Annotated in this window: 15 protein-coding genes; all 15 read right to left on the bottom strand. The window is 69.6% G+C overall.

What is annotated here, in order from left to right:
• Positions 1–43: 43 nt before the first annotated feature.
• Positions 44–307: an EscU/YscU/HrcU family type III secretion system export apparatus switch protein gene (locus DDF62_RS13510; protein WP_101720286.1), complete on the bottom strand. Its 264-nt coding sequence runs from the start codon at positions 305–307 to the stop codon at positions 44–46.
• Positions 304–1,968, bottom strand: coding sequence for a flagellar hook-length control protein FliK (fliK, locus tag DDF62_RS13505; protein WP_116489585.1), 1,665 nt, complete (start codon positions 1,966–1,968; stop codon positions 304–306). Before fliK ends, DDF62_RS13510 begins: the two co-directional genes overlap by 4 nt.
• A 71-nt stretch (positions 1,969–2,039) precedes the next feature.
• Positions 2,040–3,224: a lipid-A-disaccharide synthase gene (lpxB, locus tag DDF62_RS13500; RefSeq protein WP_116489584.1), complete on the bottom strand. Its 1,185-nt coding sequence runs from the start codon at positions 3,222–3,224 to the stop codon at positions 2,040–2,042.
• Positions 3,224–4,057 carry a UDP-2,3-diacylglucosamine diphosphatase gene (lpxI, locus tag DDF62_RS13495; protein WP_116489583.1) on the bottom strand — a complete coding sequence of 278 codons (834 nt, stop codon included), beginning with the start codon at positions 4,055–4,057 and terminating at the stop codon, positions 3,224–3,226. The genes lpxB and lpxI overlap by 1 nt, the downstream gene beginning before the upstream one ends.
• A gap of 2 nt (positions 4,058–4,059) precedes the next feature.
• Positions 4,060–4,854, bottom strand: coding sequence for an acyl-ACP--UDP-N-acetylglucosamine O-acyltransferase (gene lpxA / locus DDF62_RS13490; RefSeq protein WP_116489582.1), 795 nt, complete (start codon positions 4,852–4,854; stop codon positions 4,060–4,062).
• Positions 4,851–5,327, bottom strand: coding sequence for a 3-hydroxyacyl-ACP dehydratase FabZ (gene fabZ, locus DDF62_RS13485; protein ID WP_109101924.1), 477 nt, complete (start codon positions 5,325–5,327; stop codon positions 4,851–4,853). The genes lpxA and fabZ overlap by 4 nt, the downstream gene beginning before the upstream one ends.
• Positions 5,324–6,349, bottom strand: a complete 1,026-nt coding sequence (gene lpxD / locus DDF62_RS13480; protein WP_116489581.1) for a UDP-3-O-(3-hydroxymyristoyl)glucosamine N-acyltransferase — start codon at positions 6,347–6,349, stop codon at positions 5,324–5,326. Before lpxD ends, fabZ begins: the two co-directional genes overlap by 4 nt.
• Before the next feature lie 136 nt (positions 6,350–6,485).
• Positions 6,486–7,154, bottom strand: a complete 669-nt coding sequence (locus DDF62_RS13475; RefSeq protein WP_116489580.1) for an OmpH family outer membrane protein — start codon at positions 7,152–7,154, stop codon at positions 6,486–6,488.
• Between the two features lie 22 nt (positions 7,155–7,176).
• Entirely contained in the window at positions 7,177–9,537 is a 2,361-nt protein-coding gene (bamA, locus tag DDF62_RS13470) for an outer membrane protein assembly factor BamA (protein WP_116489579.1), read from the bottom strand.
• Between the two features lie 17 nt (positions 9,538–9,554).
• Entirely contained in the window at positions 9,555–10,751 is a 1,197-nt protein-coding gene (locus DDF62_RS13465) for a M50 family metallopeptidase (RefSeq protein WP_116489578.1), read from the bottom strand.
• Between the two features lie 32 nt (positions 10,752–10,783).
• Positions 10,784–11,974 carry a 1-deoxy-D-xylulose-5-phosphate reductoisomerase gene (gene dxr, locus DDF62_RS13460; RefSeq protein WP_116489577.1) on the bottom strand — a complete coding sequence of 397 codons (1,191 nt, stop codon included), beginning with the start codon at positions 11,972–11,974 and terminating at the stop codon, positions 10,784–10,786.
• Entirely contained in the window at positions 11,962–12,810 is an 849-nt protein-coding gene (locus tag DDF62_RS13455; protein WP_116489576.1) for a phosphatidate cytidylyltransferase, read from the bottom strand. Before DDF62_RS13455 ends, dxr begins: the two co-directional genes overlap by 13 nt.
• Positions 12,788–13,564, bottom strand: coding sequence for a polyprenyl diphosphate synthase (gene uppS, locus DDF62_RS13450; RefSeq protein ID WP_116489575.1), 777 nt, complete (start codon positions 13,562–13,564; stop codon positions 12,788–12,790). The genes DDF62_RS13455 and uppS overlap by 23 nt, the downstream gene beginning before the upstream one ends.
• 65 nt (positions 13,565–13,629) lie before the next feature.
• A complete protein-coding gene (frr, locus tag DDF62_RS13445; RefSeq protein ID WP_101720275.1) occupies positions 13,630–14,196 on the bottom strand; it encodes a ribosome recycling factor in 567 nt (188 codons plus the stop codon).
• A 27-nt stretch (positions 14,197–14,223) separates the two neighbouring features.
• Positions 14,224–14,955: a UMP kinase gene (gene pyrH / locus DDF62_RS13440; RefSeq protein ID WP_101712968.1), complete on the bottom strand. Its 732-nt coding sequence runs from the start codon at positions 14,953–14,955 to the stop codon at positions 14,224–14,226.
• Positions 14,956–15,007 lie beyond the last annotated feature (52 nt).

Below are 15,007 nucleotides of genomic sequence, written 5' to 3'. Positions count from 1 at the left end.
CCGCCGAAAGAAGGCCCAGCCCCCTACCGTAACTTTCTTGGTGTCAGTTACGATTGGCCGATCGCAGGATGAAGCCCAGGATCTCGGCGACGGCGACATAGAGCGCCTCGGGGATCTCCTCCTCCATCGGAATGGTCGACAGGGCCTGGGCCAGGGCCGGGTTCTCCTCCAGCGGCACGCCGTGCTCGCGGGCGGTCTCGACGATCTTGTCGCCCACCCAGCCGCGACCGCTGGCGACCACGCGCGGGGCGTTCGGCTCGTCGTAGCGCAGGGCGACGGCGATGCGAGGACCGGAGACGCGGGTCATGTGGCCTGGTCCAGGAAACGGCCGGGCGCGGCCGGCGGCGCAGGCGGCGGCGCGGCGGCGTAGAACGCCACCTCCGGCTCAAGAGCGGCCTCGCGCAGAGCGGCGTTCAGCATCTCTTCGCCGCCGCGCAGGCGGGCCATGGCTTCGGGACGCTCGGCCCACAGCGAGACGCGGGCCCGCTCGCCGGTCAGGGCCAGCTGCGCGTCGATTCGGCCCATGGGCTCGACGTCGAGCGAGAACCGGACCTTCCAGGTGCGGGCCTCGGCGACGCCGCCGGCGGCCCCGCCCCCGCCGCCGTCGCGGCTGATCTCGAACTGGGCGACGGCCGAGCCCTGCGGCGTGGCGAAGGGCACGTCGAACACCCAGCGCGGCCCCGCCTTGTCCTCGACCGCGCGGCCGTCGACGGGACGCGCGACGTCGACGCGCTCGGGCAGCGAGGCGGCCTGCAGCAGCTCCTGGCGAGCCAGCGCCGCGTCGACGCCCTTGGTGAGCTGCTGGGCGACCAGGGCCGGATGGGCGTTCGGCGCCAGGGTGGAGGACGTCGCCGGCTGGGCGACCACGGGCCCGCCCGCGAACGGCGGCGGCGGTCCCTTGCCGGGCGGCGGGGCGAGCGGAACCAGGGCCGAAGGCGGCTGGCGAACGACGGGGGCGTCCTCGAAGCCGGCGGCGGCCTCCTGCGCCAGCACCAGCAGCGCGGCGGCGGGCTGGGCCGCCTGTCGCGGCGCCGGCGGCGGCGCCACCGCGGCCAGGAAACGGGCGACGGGCGACTCGGCGGCGGCGTCAGACGGCCCCGGCCCCGGCCCCGGCATGGCCGGCGGCGGCGTTTTGGCTTCAGGAGCGGCGGCGGCCGGCGACGAGCTCTGGGCCTGCGCCTGGGTCGTGGTCTGGAGCGGAGCCGCGGTCGACGCGGGGAGTTGAGGCGAAGTGGGCAGAGCGAGCGGGTTCGCGGCTATCCCCTGAGGCGTCGGCACCTGCTGCGGGGCGGCCCCGACGGCTTGCGAAGGCGTCGAAGGCGTCGATGCGGCCGTCGACGGCGCGGGGCCCGTCTGGGCGCTCCAACTGGCCACGGCGGCGCGCAGCACCAGCATGGCGGCCTTGAGGTCCTTGGCGGCCAGGGGCGCGGCGCCCGGCCCGGGCGCCTCCTCGGCCAGCCGGCTTTCCATGAACAGGCCCGAGCGCCCGAAGGCCTGGCGGATCTCGCCGGCGGTCACCGCCCCGTCGATCGGCGAACGCAGGGCCAACATGTTGGCGGCGGCCTGGCGCACCAGGACCGGCGCCTGGGACGAGGTCGAGACGCGCTCCAGATCGGCCAGCAGCGGCGCCATGCCGCCCTGGGCCGGCGCGGCGCGGCCGACCATGTCGGAAACCACCTTGGCCTGGACGGTTGAGCTGGCGAGCAAGATCTCGCGCGCCTGTCCCGTGGCTCCCCCCTTCAGCAGGCTTTCCACCGTGTCGGGGGCTTCTGGCGCGGCGCCGGGCTGGGCGACGATCTTGCCCAGCGCCTCGGTCGCCTCGGCCAGGGCCATCTGCGCCAGCATGGCCGGCGGCGGCAGGCCCGTCTGCCCCGTCTGGCCCCCCTGTGGACCGGCCGGCGCGATCGTCGCCGTCGGCTGCACCGAGGCGAGGTTCGGGACGACGGCTCCAATCGGCAGGACCGACACAGGCGGGCTCCACGGCGGCGCGAGGACGCGCAAGGTTGCCGCAAGATTAATCCACAGGCGTGAAGCGGGTCTTAAGCGGTTTTGGCGCTTCGCTTTTCCAGGAACGAGAGCATGGCGTCGGCCGCCGCCTCGGCGGGATCGGGCATGCCACGCCCCAGGCGCTCTAGCGCCGCATACTGCTCGGCCACCTGCCGCTCGCGCAGGGCCGGATCGTCGAGCCGCTCGGCCAGCGCCGCGGCCAGGCGTTCGCCCGTGCAGTCGTGCTGCAGCAGTTCAGGCGCCACTTCCTTGTCGGCGGCGATGTTGAACAGCGTCACCCAGCGCGGGGTCATCAGGCGCTTGAGCAACGCATAGGTGATCGCGCCGATCTTGTAGCCGACCACCATGGGAACACCCGCCAGGGCCAGCTCGAGAGTCACCGTGCCGCTGCAGGCCAGCCCGACCGTCGCGGCCTTCATGGCGTCGTCCTTGGCCTGGTCGTCCTCGATGACGTGGGCGCGGAACGGCCAGCCGGCCACGCGCGCCTTGACCGCCGTCGCCACCGTCTGGGCCGCGGGCACGACGACGTGCAGGCCGGGGCGGTCGGCCTTGAGGATGCGCACGGCGTCCTCGAAGGCCGGCAGCACGCGCTCGATCTCGGACGGCCGGCTGCCCGGCAGCACGGCGAGGACAGGATCGTCGGGTCCCGCCCCGATCGCGGCCCGGGCCCGGGCCGCGTCGGCGCCGCCGAAGTCGCGCGCCAGAGCCGGATTGCCGACGAAGACGCTGGGCAAGCCCACCGCGTCGAAGAACGGCTTGTCCATCGGCTGGGTGGCCAGCAGCAGGTCGACCGCCTGGGCCAGGACCTTGGCCCGCCCCGGACGCGAGGCCCAGACCTGGGGCGCGACGTACTTGACCAGCGTCATCGACGGATCCAGCGCCCGCAGGCGCTTGGCCAGGCGGATGTTGAAGCCCCAGGAATCGATCAGCACGGCGACGTCGGGCTTCTCGCGCTTCGCCAGGGCCTCGATGTCCTTGAGCCGGCGCAGGACGCGCGGATAGGCCTTCAGGCCCTCGAACAGGCCCAGGATGGACAGCTCGGCGATGTCGAAGGGGCTTTGCACCCCCTCGGCCGCCATCCGCGCCCCGCCGAGGCCGACGAAGCGCACCCCGGTTCCCAAACGCGCCCGCAAGACCTTGGCCAGGCCCGCGCCAAGATTGTCACCCGAGGCCTCGGCCGCGATCAGCATGACCGTCAGCGGCCGGTGGGAAGACATCAGCGTGGCTCGACGCCGTAGACGAAGAGGCCCAGGTCGTCGGCGCAGGCGATCACCTGGTCGCGGTCGACGATCAGCAGGCGGCCGGCCTCGCCGACCACGCCGGCCAGGCCGGCGCGCGCGGCGCGCTGGATGGTGGCCACGCCGATGGTGGGCAGGTCGACCTTGGTCTCCTGGATCGGCTTGGGCGCCTTGGCCAGCACGCCCTTGGGCGCCTCGGGACAGCCGCGGACGGCCTGAGGCAGGTCGGCGACCCGGCGCAGCATGGCGTCGGTGCCTTCCTGGGCCTCGACCGCCAGAACCAGGCCGTCGCAGACGACGGCCCCCTGCCCCACGTCCAGCCCGCCGATGGCGCGGGCCACGGTCAGGGCGCGGTCGATGTCGGCGCCGTGCTGCTCGCGCGGGGCGTAGCGGCCCAGCGGGCCGACCGGCAGGGTCATCTCGCCGCGCACCTCGTGGGCGCCCTCGACGACGAAGCCTTCCTTCTCGAACTCGGTCAGCACGCGGCGCAGCAGGGCGTCGTCACCCTCGCGCGCGGCCTTGATCAGGCCCGGCAGCACCTTCACGCCCCGGAAGTCGGGGATCAGGGCCGAGAAGTCCGGGCGATCGACGACGCCGGCGAAGCAGACGGCCTCGCAGCCCTCTTCCTTCAGCGCCTTGAAGGCCTTGCCAAACTCGGCGATGCCGACTTCCGCGCCGGGATACTGCTCCAGCGACGGATCGGCGAACCCTCGCACCCGCATCACCGAGAACGGCCGGCCGGCGCGCTCGCAGTGGGCGGCCAGTTCGATCGGCAGGGCCCCGCCGCCGGCGATCAGTCCAAGCTTGCGCAAGATCAGACCTCGCGCTCGGGCAGGCACAGCGGACGGTTGCCGTCGGCGCGGATGAAGTCGACGATCTCCATCACCTCGGGCGTGGCCGAATAGGTCTCGACCACGTCGTCCAGGCGCTCCTGGAAGGTGCCTTCGTCGGCGAACATCAGGCGATAGGCCGCCCGCAGCGCATTGATCGTCTCGCGCGAGAAACCCCGGCGCTTGAGGCCGACAAGGTTCAGGCCCTCGAGGTGGGCGTGGTTGCCCCACACCGAACCGTAGGGGATGACGTCCTTGGTCACCGCCGCCAGGCCGCCGATGAAGCTGTAGCGGCCCACGCGCGAGAACTGGTGGATGGCGGCCAGGCCGCCGACGAACACGAAGTTGCCGACGTCGACGTGGCCGCCCAGGGTCGCGCCCTTGGCCAGCACGACGTTGTCGCCGACCGCGCAGTCGTGGGCGACGTGGGCCTCGGCCATGAAGAAGCCGTCGGCGCCGATCGTGGTCACGCCGCGGCCCGAGGCCGTGCCGGTGTTCATCGTCACCTGCTCGCGGATCGTGTTGCGCGGGCCGATGACCAGCTGCGTGCGCTCGCCCTTGTAGCCCAGGTGCTGGGGCGGACCGCCGAGCGCCGAGAAGGCGTGGACCACGGTGTCCTCGCCGATGGTGGTGACGCCATCGACCACCACGTGCGACAGCAGGCGCACGCGGGCCTGCAAGGTCACGTCCGGGCCGACGATGCAGAACGGCCCGATCTCGACGTCGTCACCAAGCTTGGCGCCGGCGTCGACGATGGCGGTCGGATGGACTTTGGTCATTTCGTCGGGGTCTCCACGACCATGGCGGCGAACTCGACCTCGGCGGCGACCTTGTCGCCGATCTTGGCCACGCCCTTGAACTTGAAGATGCTGGAACGCGCGCGCAGGACCTCGACCTCCATGCGCAGGACGTCGCCCGGGCGCACGGGGTTGCGGAAGCGGGCGTTGTCGACCGACATGAAGAAGATCGTCTTGCCGGCGGTGTCGACTTCCAGCGACTTGCTCATCAGCACCGCGCCCGTCTGGGCCAGGGCCTCGATGATCAGCACGCCCGGCATCACCGGGTTGCCCGGGAAGTGGCCCTGGAAGAACGGCTCGTTGACCGTCACGCACTTGATGCCGACGATCGACTTGTGCGGCTCGTAGGCTTCGGCCCGGTCGACCAGCAGGAACGGGTAGCGGTGCGGGATCCGGTTCAGGATCTCGGCGATGTCGATGTCGGTCTGCGGGGCCGCGGTTTCGGTCTGGCTCATGCCTCGTCTTTCATCCCCCGGCTGCGCGCGCTGCGCGACAGCCATGCGGTTTCTCGCAGCCACCGTTTGATCGGTCGCGCGGGAAACCCTGTCCATGTCTCGCCCGCCGGCACGTCCTTGAACACCGAGGCGGACGCCCCGATGCTGGCGCCGGGGCCGATCGTCAAGTGGTCGGCGACGCCGGCCTTGCCGCCGAAGGCGACTCCGTCGCCGACGACGGTGGTGCCCGACAGCCCGGTATAGGCCGCCAGCACGCAGTTGCGGCCCAGCTGCACGTTGTGCGCAACATGGACCAGATTGTCGATCTTGGTGTTCTCGCCCACCGTGGTGTCGTCGAAGGCGCCGCGATCGATGCAGCTGTTGGCGCCGAGCGTAACCCCGTCCTGCAGGACCACGCGGCCCAGCTGCGGAAGGTCGACAACGCCCCTGGCGCCGGGCGCAGCGCCGAAGCCGGCCTCGCCGACCGCCGAACCGGCGTGCAGGCTGACGCGGTCGCCGATCAGGGCGAACCCGACCACGGCGTTGGCGCCGACGAAGCAGTCTCGGCCGATGGCGACGCCCGGACCGATGACGGCGCCGGGACTGATCGTGGTGCCGCGGCCGATGCGGGCGTCCTGGCCGATGACCACCCCGGGCGACAGGCGCACGCCCTCTTCCAGCACGGCGGAAGGATGAATGGCGGGCGCGTCGGCGTCGTGGCGACGCGGCGCGTAAAGCAGCGCCGTCGCGGCGGCCCAGGCGGCCTGCGGATGCGGCGTCAACAGCACGGCGCAGCCTTCCGGCGCGAACTCGCGATGCTGCGGACGCATGAAGATCGCGCCGGCCTTGCAGGCCGACAGGCCCTTGGCCCTGCGTGGATCGGAAAGGAAGGAGACGGCGTCCGGTCCCGCGCCGTCCAGCGGCGCGACAGTGGCGATCAGGCATTCGCCCAGGCCGGGATCAGCCAGTTCCGCGTCTCCGGCCTTGGCCAGGACGGACACGGAAACCGGACCCAGGGTCTCGAAAAAACGGGGGTCCGGCATGCAAACCTCTCGACGACGGCCGTCCCGGGAATCGCCCGATACGGACGAAGTGTAGGCGGCCGAAAGCCGCCCCGAGTCAATGCCGTAACGGAAAGCGCCCGCCCAGCCGCAAAGGCCGAGCGGGCGCTCCCAGTGCTTAGCGCTGCAGTTGGGCGGCCAGCTGGGCGGCTTGCTGCGGCGTCAGCTTGGTGCGCTCCAGGGCCTGGAACGTGCCGGCCTTGCCGCGGGCGTCCAGGGCGGCGACGATCTGCGGGGTGATGTCCATGGCCGGGTTGAAGATGGCCACGGCGCTGCGCTCGAGGAGCACGCCGCACTGCTTGGACTGATAGGCCGAGATCACGGCCGGCTGCAGCTCGGTCGAGTAGGCCTGCTGGGCGCTTTCGTTCGTGGCGAACAACTCCATCTGCATGTGGGCGACGTCACGCTGAAGGGCGCTTTGCTCCAGCTCCAGGTCGGCCTTCTGCTTTTCGCGGGCGTTGATGTCCGGGGCCGGCGTCTTGGCGGCGGCGTTGAAGGCGTCGATCTTGGTCTGCAGGGCCTTCTCGCGGGCCGACAGCGGCTGCTCGGCGGTGGTCTGCAGGGCCTTGATGCGGGCGTCCATGGCCTTGCCGGTCTGCGACGTGCCGCGCACGCCGCCGGCCGAGAACACGCACAGGCTGGCGATCGGCGCGCCATGAGTGATCGCCGGGGCGGCCGGGGCGGCCGGAGCCTTGGCGAGCGGGGCGGCGGCTTGAGCGAAGGCGCCCGAGGCCACGGCGAACGCGGCCAGACCCGAAGCGGCGGCGGCGAAGAACTTGGAGGACATGTCGTCTAAAGCCTTGTGGAGATTAGAAACGAGTGGAGGTGGAGAAACGGAAGGTTTCCGTCCGGTCGTAGTCTTCCTTCGCCAGGATGCGGCTGATGTCGAACCGGATCGGTCCCATCGGCGACTTCCAGTCGATGCTGACGCCGGCCGAAGCGCGCAGACCAAGGTTGTCCCTGATCGTCTCGCTGAACTTGCCCGGCGAAACCTGGCGGTCAACGTCGTCCAACTGGCCGGCGGTGCCGAAGTCGGAGAACAGCGCGGCCTTGATGCCGTACTGCTCGGGCAGGAAGGTCGGGACGGTCAGTTCCAGCGAACCGATGGCGTACAGCTTGGCGCCCAGGGCGCTGTTGTCGCTGGCGGTGTCGCGCGGGCCGATACCGGCCGTCTCGAAGCCGCGGAACGTCTGGCCGCCCTTGTAGAAGCGGTCGTTGATGCGGACGCTGTCGCCGCCCCAGCCTTCGATGTAGCCCGCCGAACCGGTGGCGCTGAACACGAAGTCCTTGTTGAAGCCCCAGTACCAGCCGCCGTCGACCTCGGTCTTGAGGTAGTTCACGTCGCCGCCGAAACCGGCGAGGTCCTGGTTCAGGTCGGCGAAGAAGCCGCGGGTCGGACGCAGCGGGTCGTTCCGCTTGTCCAGGCGCAGGCCGTAGCCGACCAGCGAGGTCATGTAGGCGCCGCGCTGCAGGCAGAGGATCGTCGAGACGCTGCCGTTGGCGCAGTAGCTGTCGGCCACGTCCACCTCGTCCTGGCGCAGGGTGTACCGCAGGCTCATCGAGGTGTTTTGCGTCAAGCCGAAGCCCATGGTGAAGCCGCCGCCGATCGACTTGGTGTCGTAGGCCGCGAACTCGCTGAGGTCATATCGGTACGAATAGAGGTTCACGCCCGCGGCCAAATTACGGCCCAGGAAGCGCGGCTCGGTAAACGCGAAGTCGACCTGCTGCCGCAGCGAGCCCACCGACACGCGGGCGCGCAGGTTCTGGCCGCGGCCGCGGAAGTTGCGCTGGGTGACGCCGACGTCCAGCACCAGCTGGTCGACCGAGCTGTAGCCGGCGCTGAACGACAGTTCGCCCGTCGGCTGTTCCTCGACCTTGACCCGCAGGTTGGTGCGGTCCGGCGCGGCGCCGGGCACTTCCTCGATGGTCACGTCCTTGAAGAAGCCCAGGCGGCGCATGTTGTTGCGCGAACGGTCGACCAGCACGCGGTTGTAGGCGTCGCCCTCGGCGACTTCCATTTCGCGGCGCAGGACGTAGTCGAGCGTGGCGGTGTTGCCGACGATGTCGATGCGGTCGACGTAGACGCGCGGGCCTTCACGCACCGAGAACACGACGTCGACCGTCTGGGTCTCGCGGTTGGGCACGTAGCGCGGACGCACGTCGACGAAGGCGAAGCCGGCCGCGCCGGCCGCGAAGGTCAGGGCGTCGGTGGCCTGCTCGATGCGCTCGTCTTCGTAGATCTGGCCGGTCTTGATCGGCAGGATCTGGGCCAGCAGGTTGCCGTCCAGCTTCTTCAGTTCGGTTTCGACGGTGACCTTGCCGAACTTGTACTTGGGGCCTTCGTCGATCGTGTAGGTGACCGCGAAGCCGTTCTTGTCGGTGGCCAGTTCGGCCGTGGTGGCCACGACGCGGAAGTCGAAGAAGCCGCGGTTGCGGTAATATTTGCGCAGTTGCTCGCGGTCGTACTCGATCCGGTCAGGGTCGTAGTTGTCGTTGCTGGTCAGGAACTTGTACCAGTGCGACTCCTTGGTGACGATGACGTCGGAGAGCTCGTTGTCCGAGAACTCCTTGTTGCCCAGGAAGTTGACGCCCAGGACGCCGCTCTTGGGGCCTTCGTTGATCTCGAACACCAGGTCGACGCGCTTCTGCGGCAGCTCGACCACCTTGGGCGTCACGGTCGCCGAGATGCGGCCCGAGCGACGGTAGAGTTCGATGATGCGCTGGACGTCGGCCTGCACCTTGGCGCGGGTGAAGATGCCGCGCGGACGGATCTGCACCTCGTCCTTCAGCTTGTCTTCCTTGAGGGCCGAATTCCCTTCGAAGACCACCTGGTTGATGATCGGGTTCTCGACGACCTTGACCACCAGGTCGCCGCCGACCAGCTCGATCGAGACGTCGGCGAACAGGTCGGTGCGAGCCAGGGTCTTCAGCGCCAGGTCGAGGCGCGCGGGATCGACCGTCTCGCCCGGCTGGATCGGCAGGTACGAGAGCACCGTGCCCGCTTCGATCCGCTCGTTGCCCTGCACCACGATGCGCTGCACCACGCCCGAGGTCTGGGCCTGGGCGAACGCCACCTGGGGCGCGATCAGGGCGGTGGAGCCGAAGAGAAGCGCAACGCCGGTGGCGAACGCGGCGCTATGGGCGCGAATTTTGCTCATGGGACCAATCATGGACGGGCGGCGGTCGTTCACGTGAACAGGCCGCCGATGAATTTGAACACGTCGTAGCGGTTGAGATCGTTCCAGGCCGCGAACAGCATGAAACAGAGGATCAAGGCAAGGCCGGCGCGGAACCCGGCGGCCTGGAAGTCGGCCCGCAGAGGACGCCGGAAGACGGCCTCGTAGGCGTAGAGCAGCAGATGCCCGCCATCCAGAACCGGGATCGGCAGCAGGTTCATGAAGCCGATGCTGACCGACAGGCTGGCGATCAGGATCGCCTGGCTGGCGACCGTGCGGACGATCATGGTCTTCAGGTCGGGCGCGCCCTCGACGCTGGTCTGGGTCACCGCGCCGGCGGTCTTGCCGATGCCGATGATGCCGCTGATCTGGTCGGCCGGCAGCTGGCCGGTCACCAGGCGCCCGAGATAGAAGCCGATGGTCTTGAGCATGTCCCAGACCTGCACCGTGGCGCGGGGGATCGCCATCCAGACCGAGGACCGTTCGAAATAGCCGCGGCCGCCGAGCGAAACACCCAGACGGCCGACCTTCACGCGGCCGGCGATCTCGTCCTTCTGCTCGACCAGGGTCGGCGTGGCGGTGAGCTCGAGCGTCTGCTGGGCGCGCTGCACGGTGAACTGCACCGGCAGCTTGGCGCGCAGGCTCACATAGGCGGCGACGTCGCGATAGCTTTCGACCGCCTTGCCGTCCATCTTCACGATCACGTCGGCGGGCTTGAAGCCGGCGGCCGCCGCGGCGCTATTGGCCTCGACGCCCTGCACGATGACCTGGGTCTTCAGGTCGCCGATGGCTACCTGCATCACGGCGAAGACCAGGATGGCCAGGATGAAATTGGCGATCGGACCGGCGGCGGCGATGATCGCACGCTGCCAGACCGGCTTGAAATGGAAATACTGCTTCAGCGCCGCGGCGCCCTCGCGATCGGCGATCTCGCGCTTCATCGCGTCCAGGTCGCTCTGGTCGGGCACGCTGGCGGCGTTCTCGTCGCCGGCGAAGCGCACGTAGCCGCCGAGCGGGATCGAGGCGATCCGCCACTCCACGCCGCGCTTGTCGCGCCAGGAAACCAGGGGCGCGCCAAAGCCGATGGAGAAGCGATCGATCGCCACCCCGCAGGCCCGCGCGGCCCAATAGTGCCCCAGCTCGTGCACCGTCACGACGACGGACAGCACGATGACCATGGACACGATCGCGATCAGAAGACCGATCATCGGCTTGGAATCAGAGCTCCCCGGTCACTTTCCTAATGCCGCTTGTGAGCGACAACCTCGGCCGCAATACGGCGAGCGGAACCGTCGATCATGACGGCTGTATCAAGAACGTCACCTGCCGTTACGGCGAGGTCCCCTACCCCGTTCATGCGTTCCAGCGTCCCCTCAACCGACGCGGCAATATCGAGAAAGCCGATCTGTCGGTCAAGGAAAGCCGCGACCGCGACTTCATTCGCCGCGTTCATCGCCGTCGGCGCGCCGCCGCCCAGGCGCAGGGCCTCGCGCGCGACGCCCAGCAGCGGGAAGCGGGCAAGGTCCGGATCCTCGAAGGTCAGCTGGCCGTAAGCGCCCAGATCCAGGGGCTTGGCCGGCCAGGACAGGCGCTCGGGCCAGGAATAGGCGTAGGAGATCGGGCTGCGCATGTCGGGCGGGCCCAGCTGCGCCAGGGTCGAGCCGTCGGTGTATTCCACCAGGCTGTGAATCACCGACTGCGGGTGGATGACGACGCCGATGCGGTCTTCCGGCGTGTCGAACAGGTAGGAGGCCTCGATCATCTCGAGCCCCTTGTTCATCATCGACGCGGAATCGACCGAGATCTTGGCGCCCATCGACCAGTTGGGATGGGCGATGGCCTGCTCGGGCGTGGCCAGGGCCATCTGCTCGCGGCTCCAGGTGCGGAACGGACCGCCCGAGGCCGTCAGGATCAGGCGCGCGACGCGATCCAGACACGCCGGCTGCAACACCTGGAAGATCGCCGAGTGCTCGGAGTCGACCGGAATCACCGTCCCGCCCGCCTCGCGCGCGATGCGCAACAGTTCGGGGCCGGCGCAGACCAGGCTTTCCTTGTTGGCCAGGGCGACCACGGCGCCGGTGCGGGCGGCCGCCAGGGTGGGCGCCAGGCCCGCCGCCCCGACGATCGCCGACATCACCCAGTCGGCGCCCATGGCCGCGGCCTCCGCGACGGCGGCCGAACCGGCCGCGGCCTCGACGCCGGAACCGGCCAGCCGCTCGCGCAGGTCGCCCAGCAGGGCCTCGTCCTCGATCACCGCCAGCTTCGGACGCCAGCGCAGCGCCTGCTGCGCCAGGCGCTCGACGTTGCGACCGGCCGCCAGGGCCAGGATCTCGACCGGGACCTTGGACTGCTCGAAGAGATCGAGGGTGGAAACGCCGATGGAGCCGGTCGAGCCGAGCACCACCACCTTACGCATGGTCAAGGCAGCCATCCCCACTGGTCGAACAGGCGCACGGCGGCGACGACGATGGCGGCGAACATCAGGCCGTCGACCCGGTCGAGCAGGCCGCCATGGCCGGGGATCAGGTCGCCCGAATCCTTCACGCCGAAACGGCGCTTGAGCATCGATTCCCAGAGGTCGCCGGTCATGGTCGCCAGGCCGCCGAGGAAGCCGATGACGGCCGCGACCGGCCAGGTCAGGTCCATGTCGGGCAGGCGCGGCAGGGCCTCGGCCAGCAGGTCGACGCCGATCGCCGCCAGGGCCGCGGCCGCCAGGCCGCCGAAGAAGCCCGACCAGGTCTTGTTGGGCGAGAACCGGGGCCACAGCTTGGGCCCCTTGAAGATGCTGCCGGTGACGTAGGCGAAGATGTCGGCGAACCAGGTCACCGCGAACAGCAGCAGCGTCCACGACAGGCCCGCGGGGCTGAGGCGCAGCCACAGCAGCGTGATGCAGGCCGGCGCGATGTAGATCACGCCATAGGCCGCGTCGGCCCGGCGCTCCACCGCGCCGCGGGCCAGCAGGGCAGCGGCGACCGCGCCGGCGGCGGCCAGCGGCCAAGTGAGGATGTAGTGGCCGCGGAAGGCCGCCACCAGCGAGATCAGCACCGCCACGCCGACGGCGACGGCGACGCCGACCGGGGCCTTGGGAGCGCTCATCATGCCCCATTCGCGCGCCAGCAGCGCGGTGCAGACAGCCAGCAGCAGCAGGAACCACACGCCGCCGAACCAGACGGCGGCCACGACCGTGGGCACGAGCACCGTGGCCGATGCCACGCGCGTACCCAGATTGCTCCAGTTGAAGCGCTTAGCCGGCGACGGCGACGTCATCGGCCGCAATGCCTCCATAGCGCCGGTCACGGCTACGATATTCCGCGACGGCGGCGGCCAGGTGCTCGGGGCCGTAGTCGGGCCACAGCACGTCCTGGAACACCAGTTCGGCGTAGGCGCATTCCCAAAGCAGGAAGTTCGAGATCCGGTGCTCGCCGCTGGTGCGAACGATCAGGTCCGGCGCAGGCGCGGCAGAGGTCGACAGCAACGAGCCGAACATCGCCTCGTCCAGGTCGGCCGCCCTCGCCTCGCCTCGCTCGACGCGCTCGGCGAACCGGCGCGCGGCGTCGGCGATGTCGGCCTGGCCGCCATAGTTGAAGGCCACCTGCAGCAGGAAGCTGTCGTTATGGGCGGTGCGACGCTCGGCGCGCTCGATCACTTCCAGCACGTCGGGCGACAGGCCCGTGCGCCGGCCGATGATCCGCACGCGGACGCCTTCGCGGCTCAGCCGGTCGAGGTCCGATTCGACATAGGCCTTGAGCAGGCCCATCAGTTCGGAGACCTCCTGGGCCGGACGACGCCAGTTCTCGGTCGAGAAGCCGAACACCGTCAGCACGCCGACGCCGGCCGCGGGCGCACCCTCGACCGTGCGCTTCAGCGCATTGACGCCGGCCCGGTGACCCAGCGCGCGCGGCATGCCGCGACGCTTCGCCCACCGGCCGTTGCCGTCCATGATGATGGCCGCATGCAGTCCCGCGCCGGCCTCGCCCCCGGGGCGCGCGGTCTTGGTCTGCAGGCCGGTCTTCGGCGACATGCGCTCTTAGCCTTCCCTTCTCATCCCCCAGGAGCCCGCTAATCGGGTCTGACCAGAGAGGACGGTCAGACCTGCATGATCTCTTGTTCCTTGGTTTTCAAGGCCTCGTCGATGCGCTTGATGGCTTCGTCGGTCAGCTTCTGGACCTCGGCCTCCATCTTCTTGCGCTCATCCTCGTTGACCGCGTTGTCCTTCTCGGCCTTCTTCAGGTCGTCGTTGGCGTCGCGGCGAATGTTGCGCACGGCGATCTTCTGCTGCTCGGCGTACTTGCCGGCGATCTTGGAGAGATCCTTGCGGCGCTCCTCGGTCAGCGGCGGGATCGGAATACGCAGGTTCTGGCCTTCAACGACCGGGTTCAGGCCCAGGCCCGAAGCGCGGATGGCCTTCTCGACCGAGACGACAACGCCCCGATCCCAGACGCTGACGTTGATCTGGCGCGGCTCGGGCACGCTGACCGAAGCCACGGCGTTCAGCGGCGTGCTCGAACCGTAGGCTTCGACCATCACCTGGTCGAGCAGGCTGGCCGAGGCGCGGCCGGTGCGCAGGGAACCGAACTCGTCCTTGAGGGCGAGCACGGCTTTGTCCATGCGGTCTTTATAGCGGGAAAGGACGGGCTTTTCGGCGGCGGCCATGGCTTGGGCTCTCTTCGCTTTGAATGATCAGGCGTTCGCGACGACGGTGTGCGTGCCTTCGCCACGCAGCACGCTGAGCAGGTTGCCCCGCCCCTTGATCGAGAACACCACGATCGGGATGTTGCTGTCGCGCATCAACGCGACCGCCGAGGCGTCCATGACGCGCAGGTCCTTGGCCAGCACGTCCATGTAGGTCAGGCGGTCATAGCGCTGAGCGGTCGGATCCTTCTTGGGATCGGCGGTGTAGACGCCGTCGACGCTGGTGCCCTTGAACAGGGCGTCGCACTGCATTTCGGCGGCGCGCAGGGCGGCGGCGGTGTCGGTGGTGAAGAACGGGTTGCCGGTGCCGGCGGCGAAGATCACCACGCGGCCCTTCTCCAGGTGGCGCTGGGCTCGGCGACGGATGTAGGGCTCGCAGACCGTGGCCATCGGAATGGCCGACTGCACGCGCGTCTCGACGCCGATGCGCTCGAGGGCGTCCTGCATGGCCAGGGCGTTCATGACGGTGGCCAGCATGCCCATGTAGTCGGCGCTGGAGCGCTCCATGCCCTTGGCCGCGCCGGCCATGCCGCGGAAGATGTTGCCGCCGCCGATCACCAGGCACAGCTCGACGCCGGACTTGACGATCTCGGCGATGTCCAGGGCGACGGATTGGACGGTGTTGGTGTCGATCCCGTAGGGCGTGTCGCCCATCAGCACTTCGCCGGAAACCTTGAGCAGAAGGCGACGATACGGCTTGGCGGGGGTGGGATCGGACATGAACCGGGCTCTTCCTGAGTCGTCGGCACGCACCATAGTGCGCGTTACACAA

The organism is Caulobacter radicis, from assembly GCF_003094615.1.
In the GTDB taxonomy this organism is placed as follows: domain Bacteria; phylum Pseudomonadota; class Alphaproteobacteria; order Caulobacterales; family Caulobacteraceae; genus Caulobacter; species Caulobacter radicis.
Note: the sequence above shows the minus strand (reverse complement) of the source record. Positions and strands in the feature narration are given on the sequence as shown.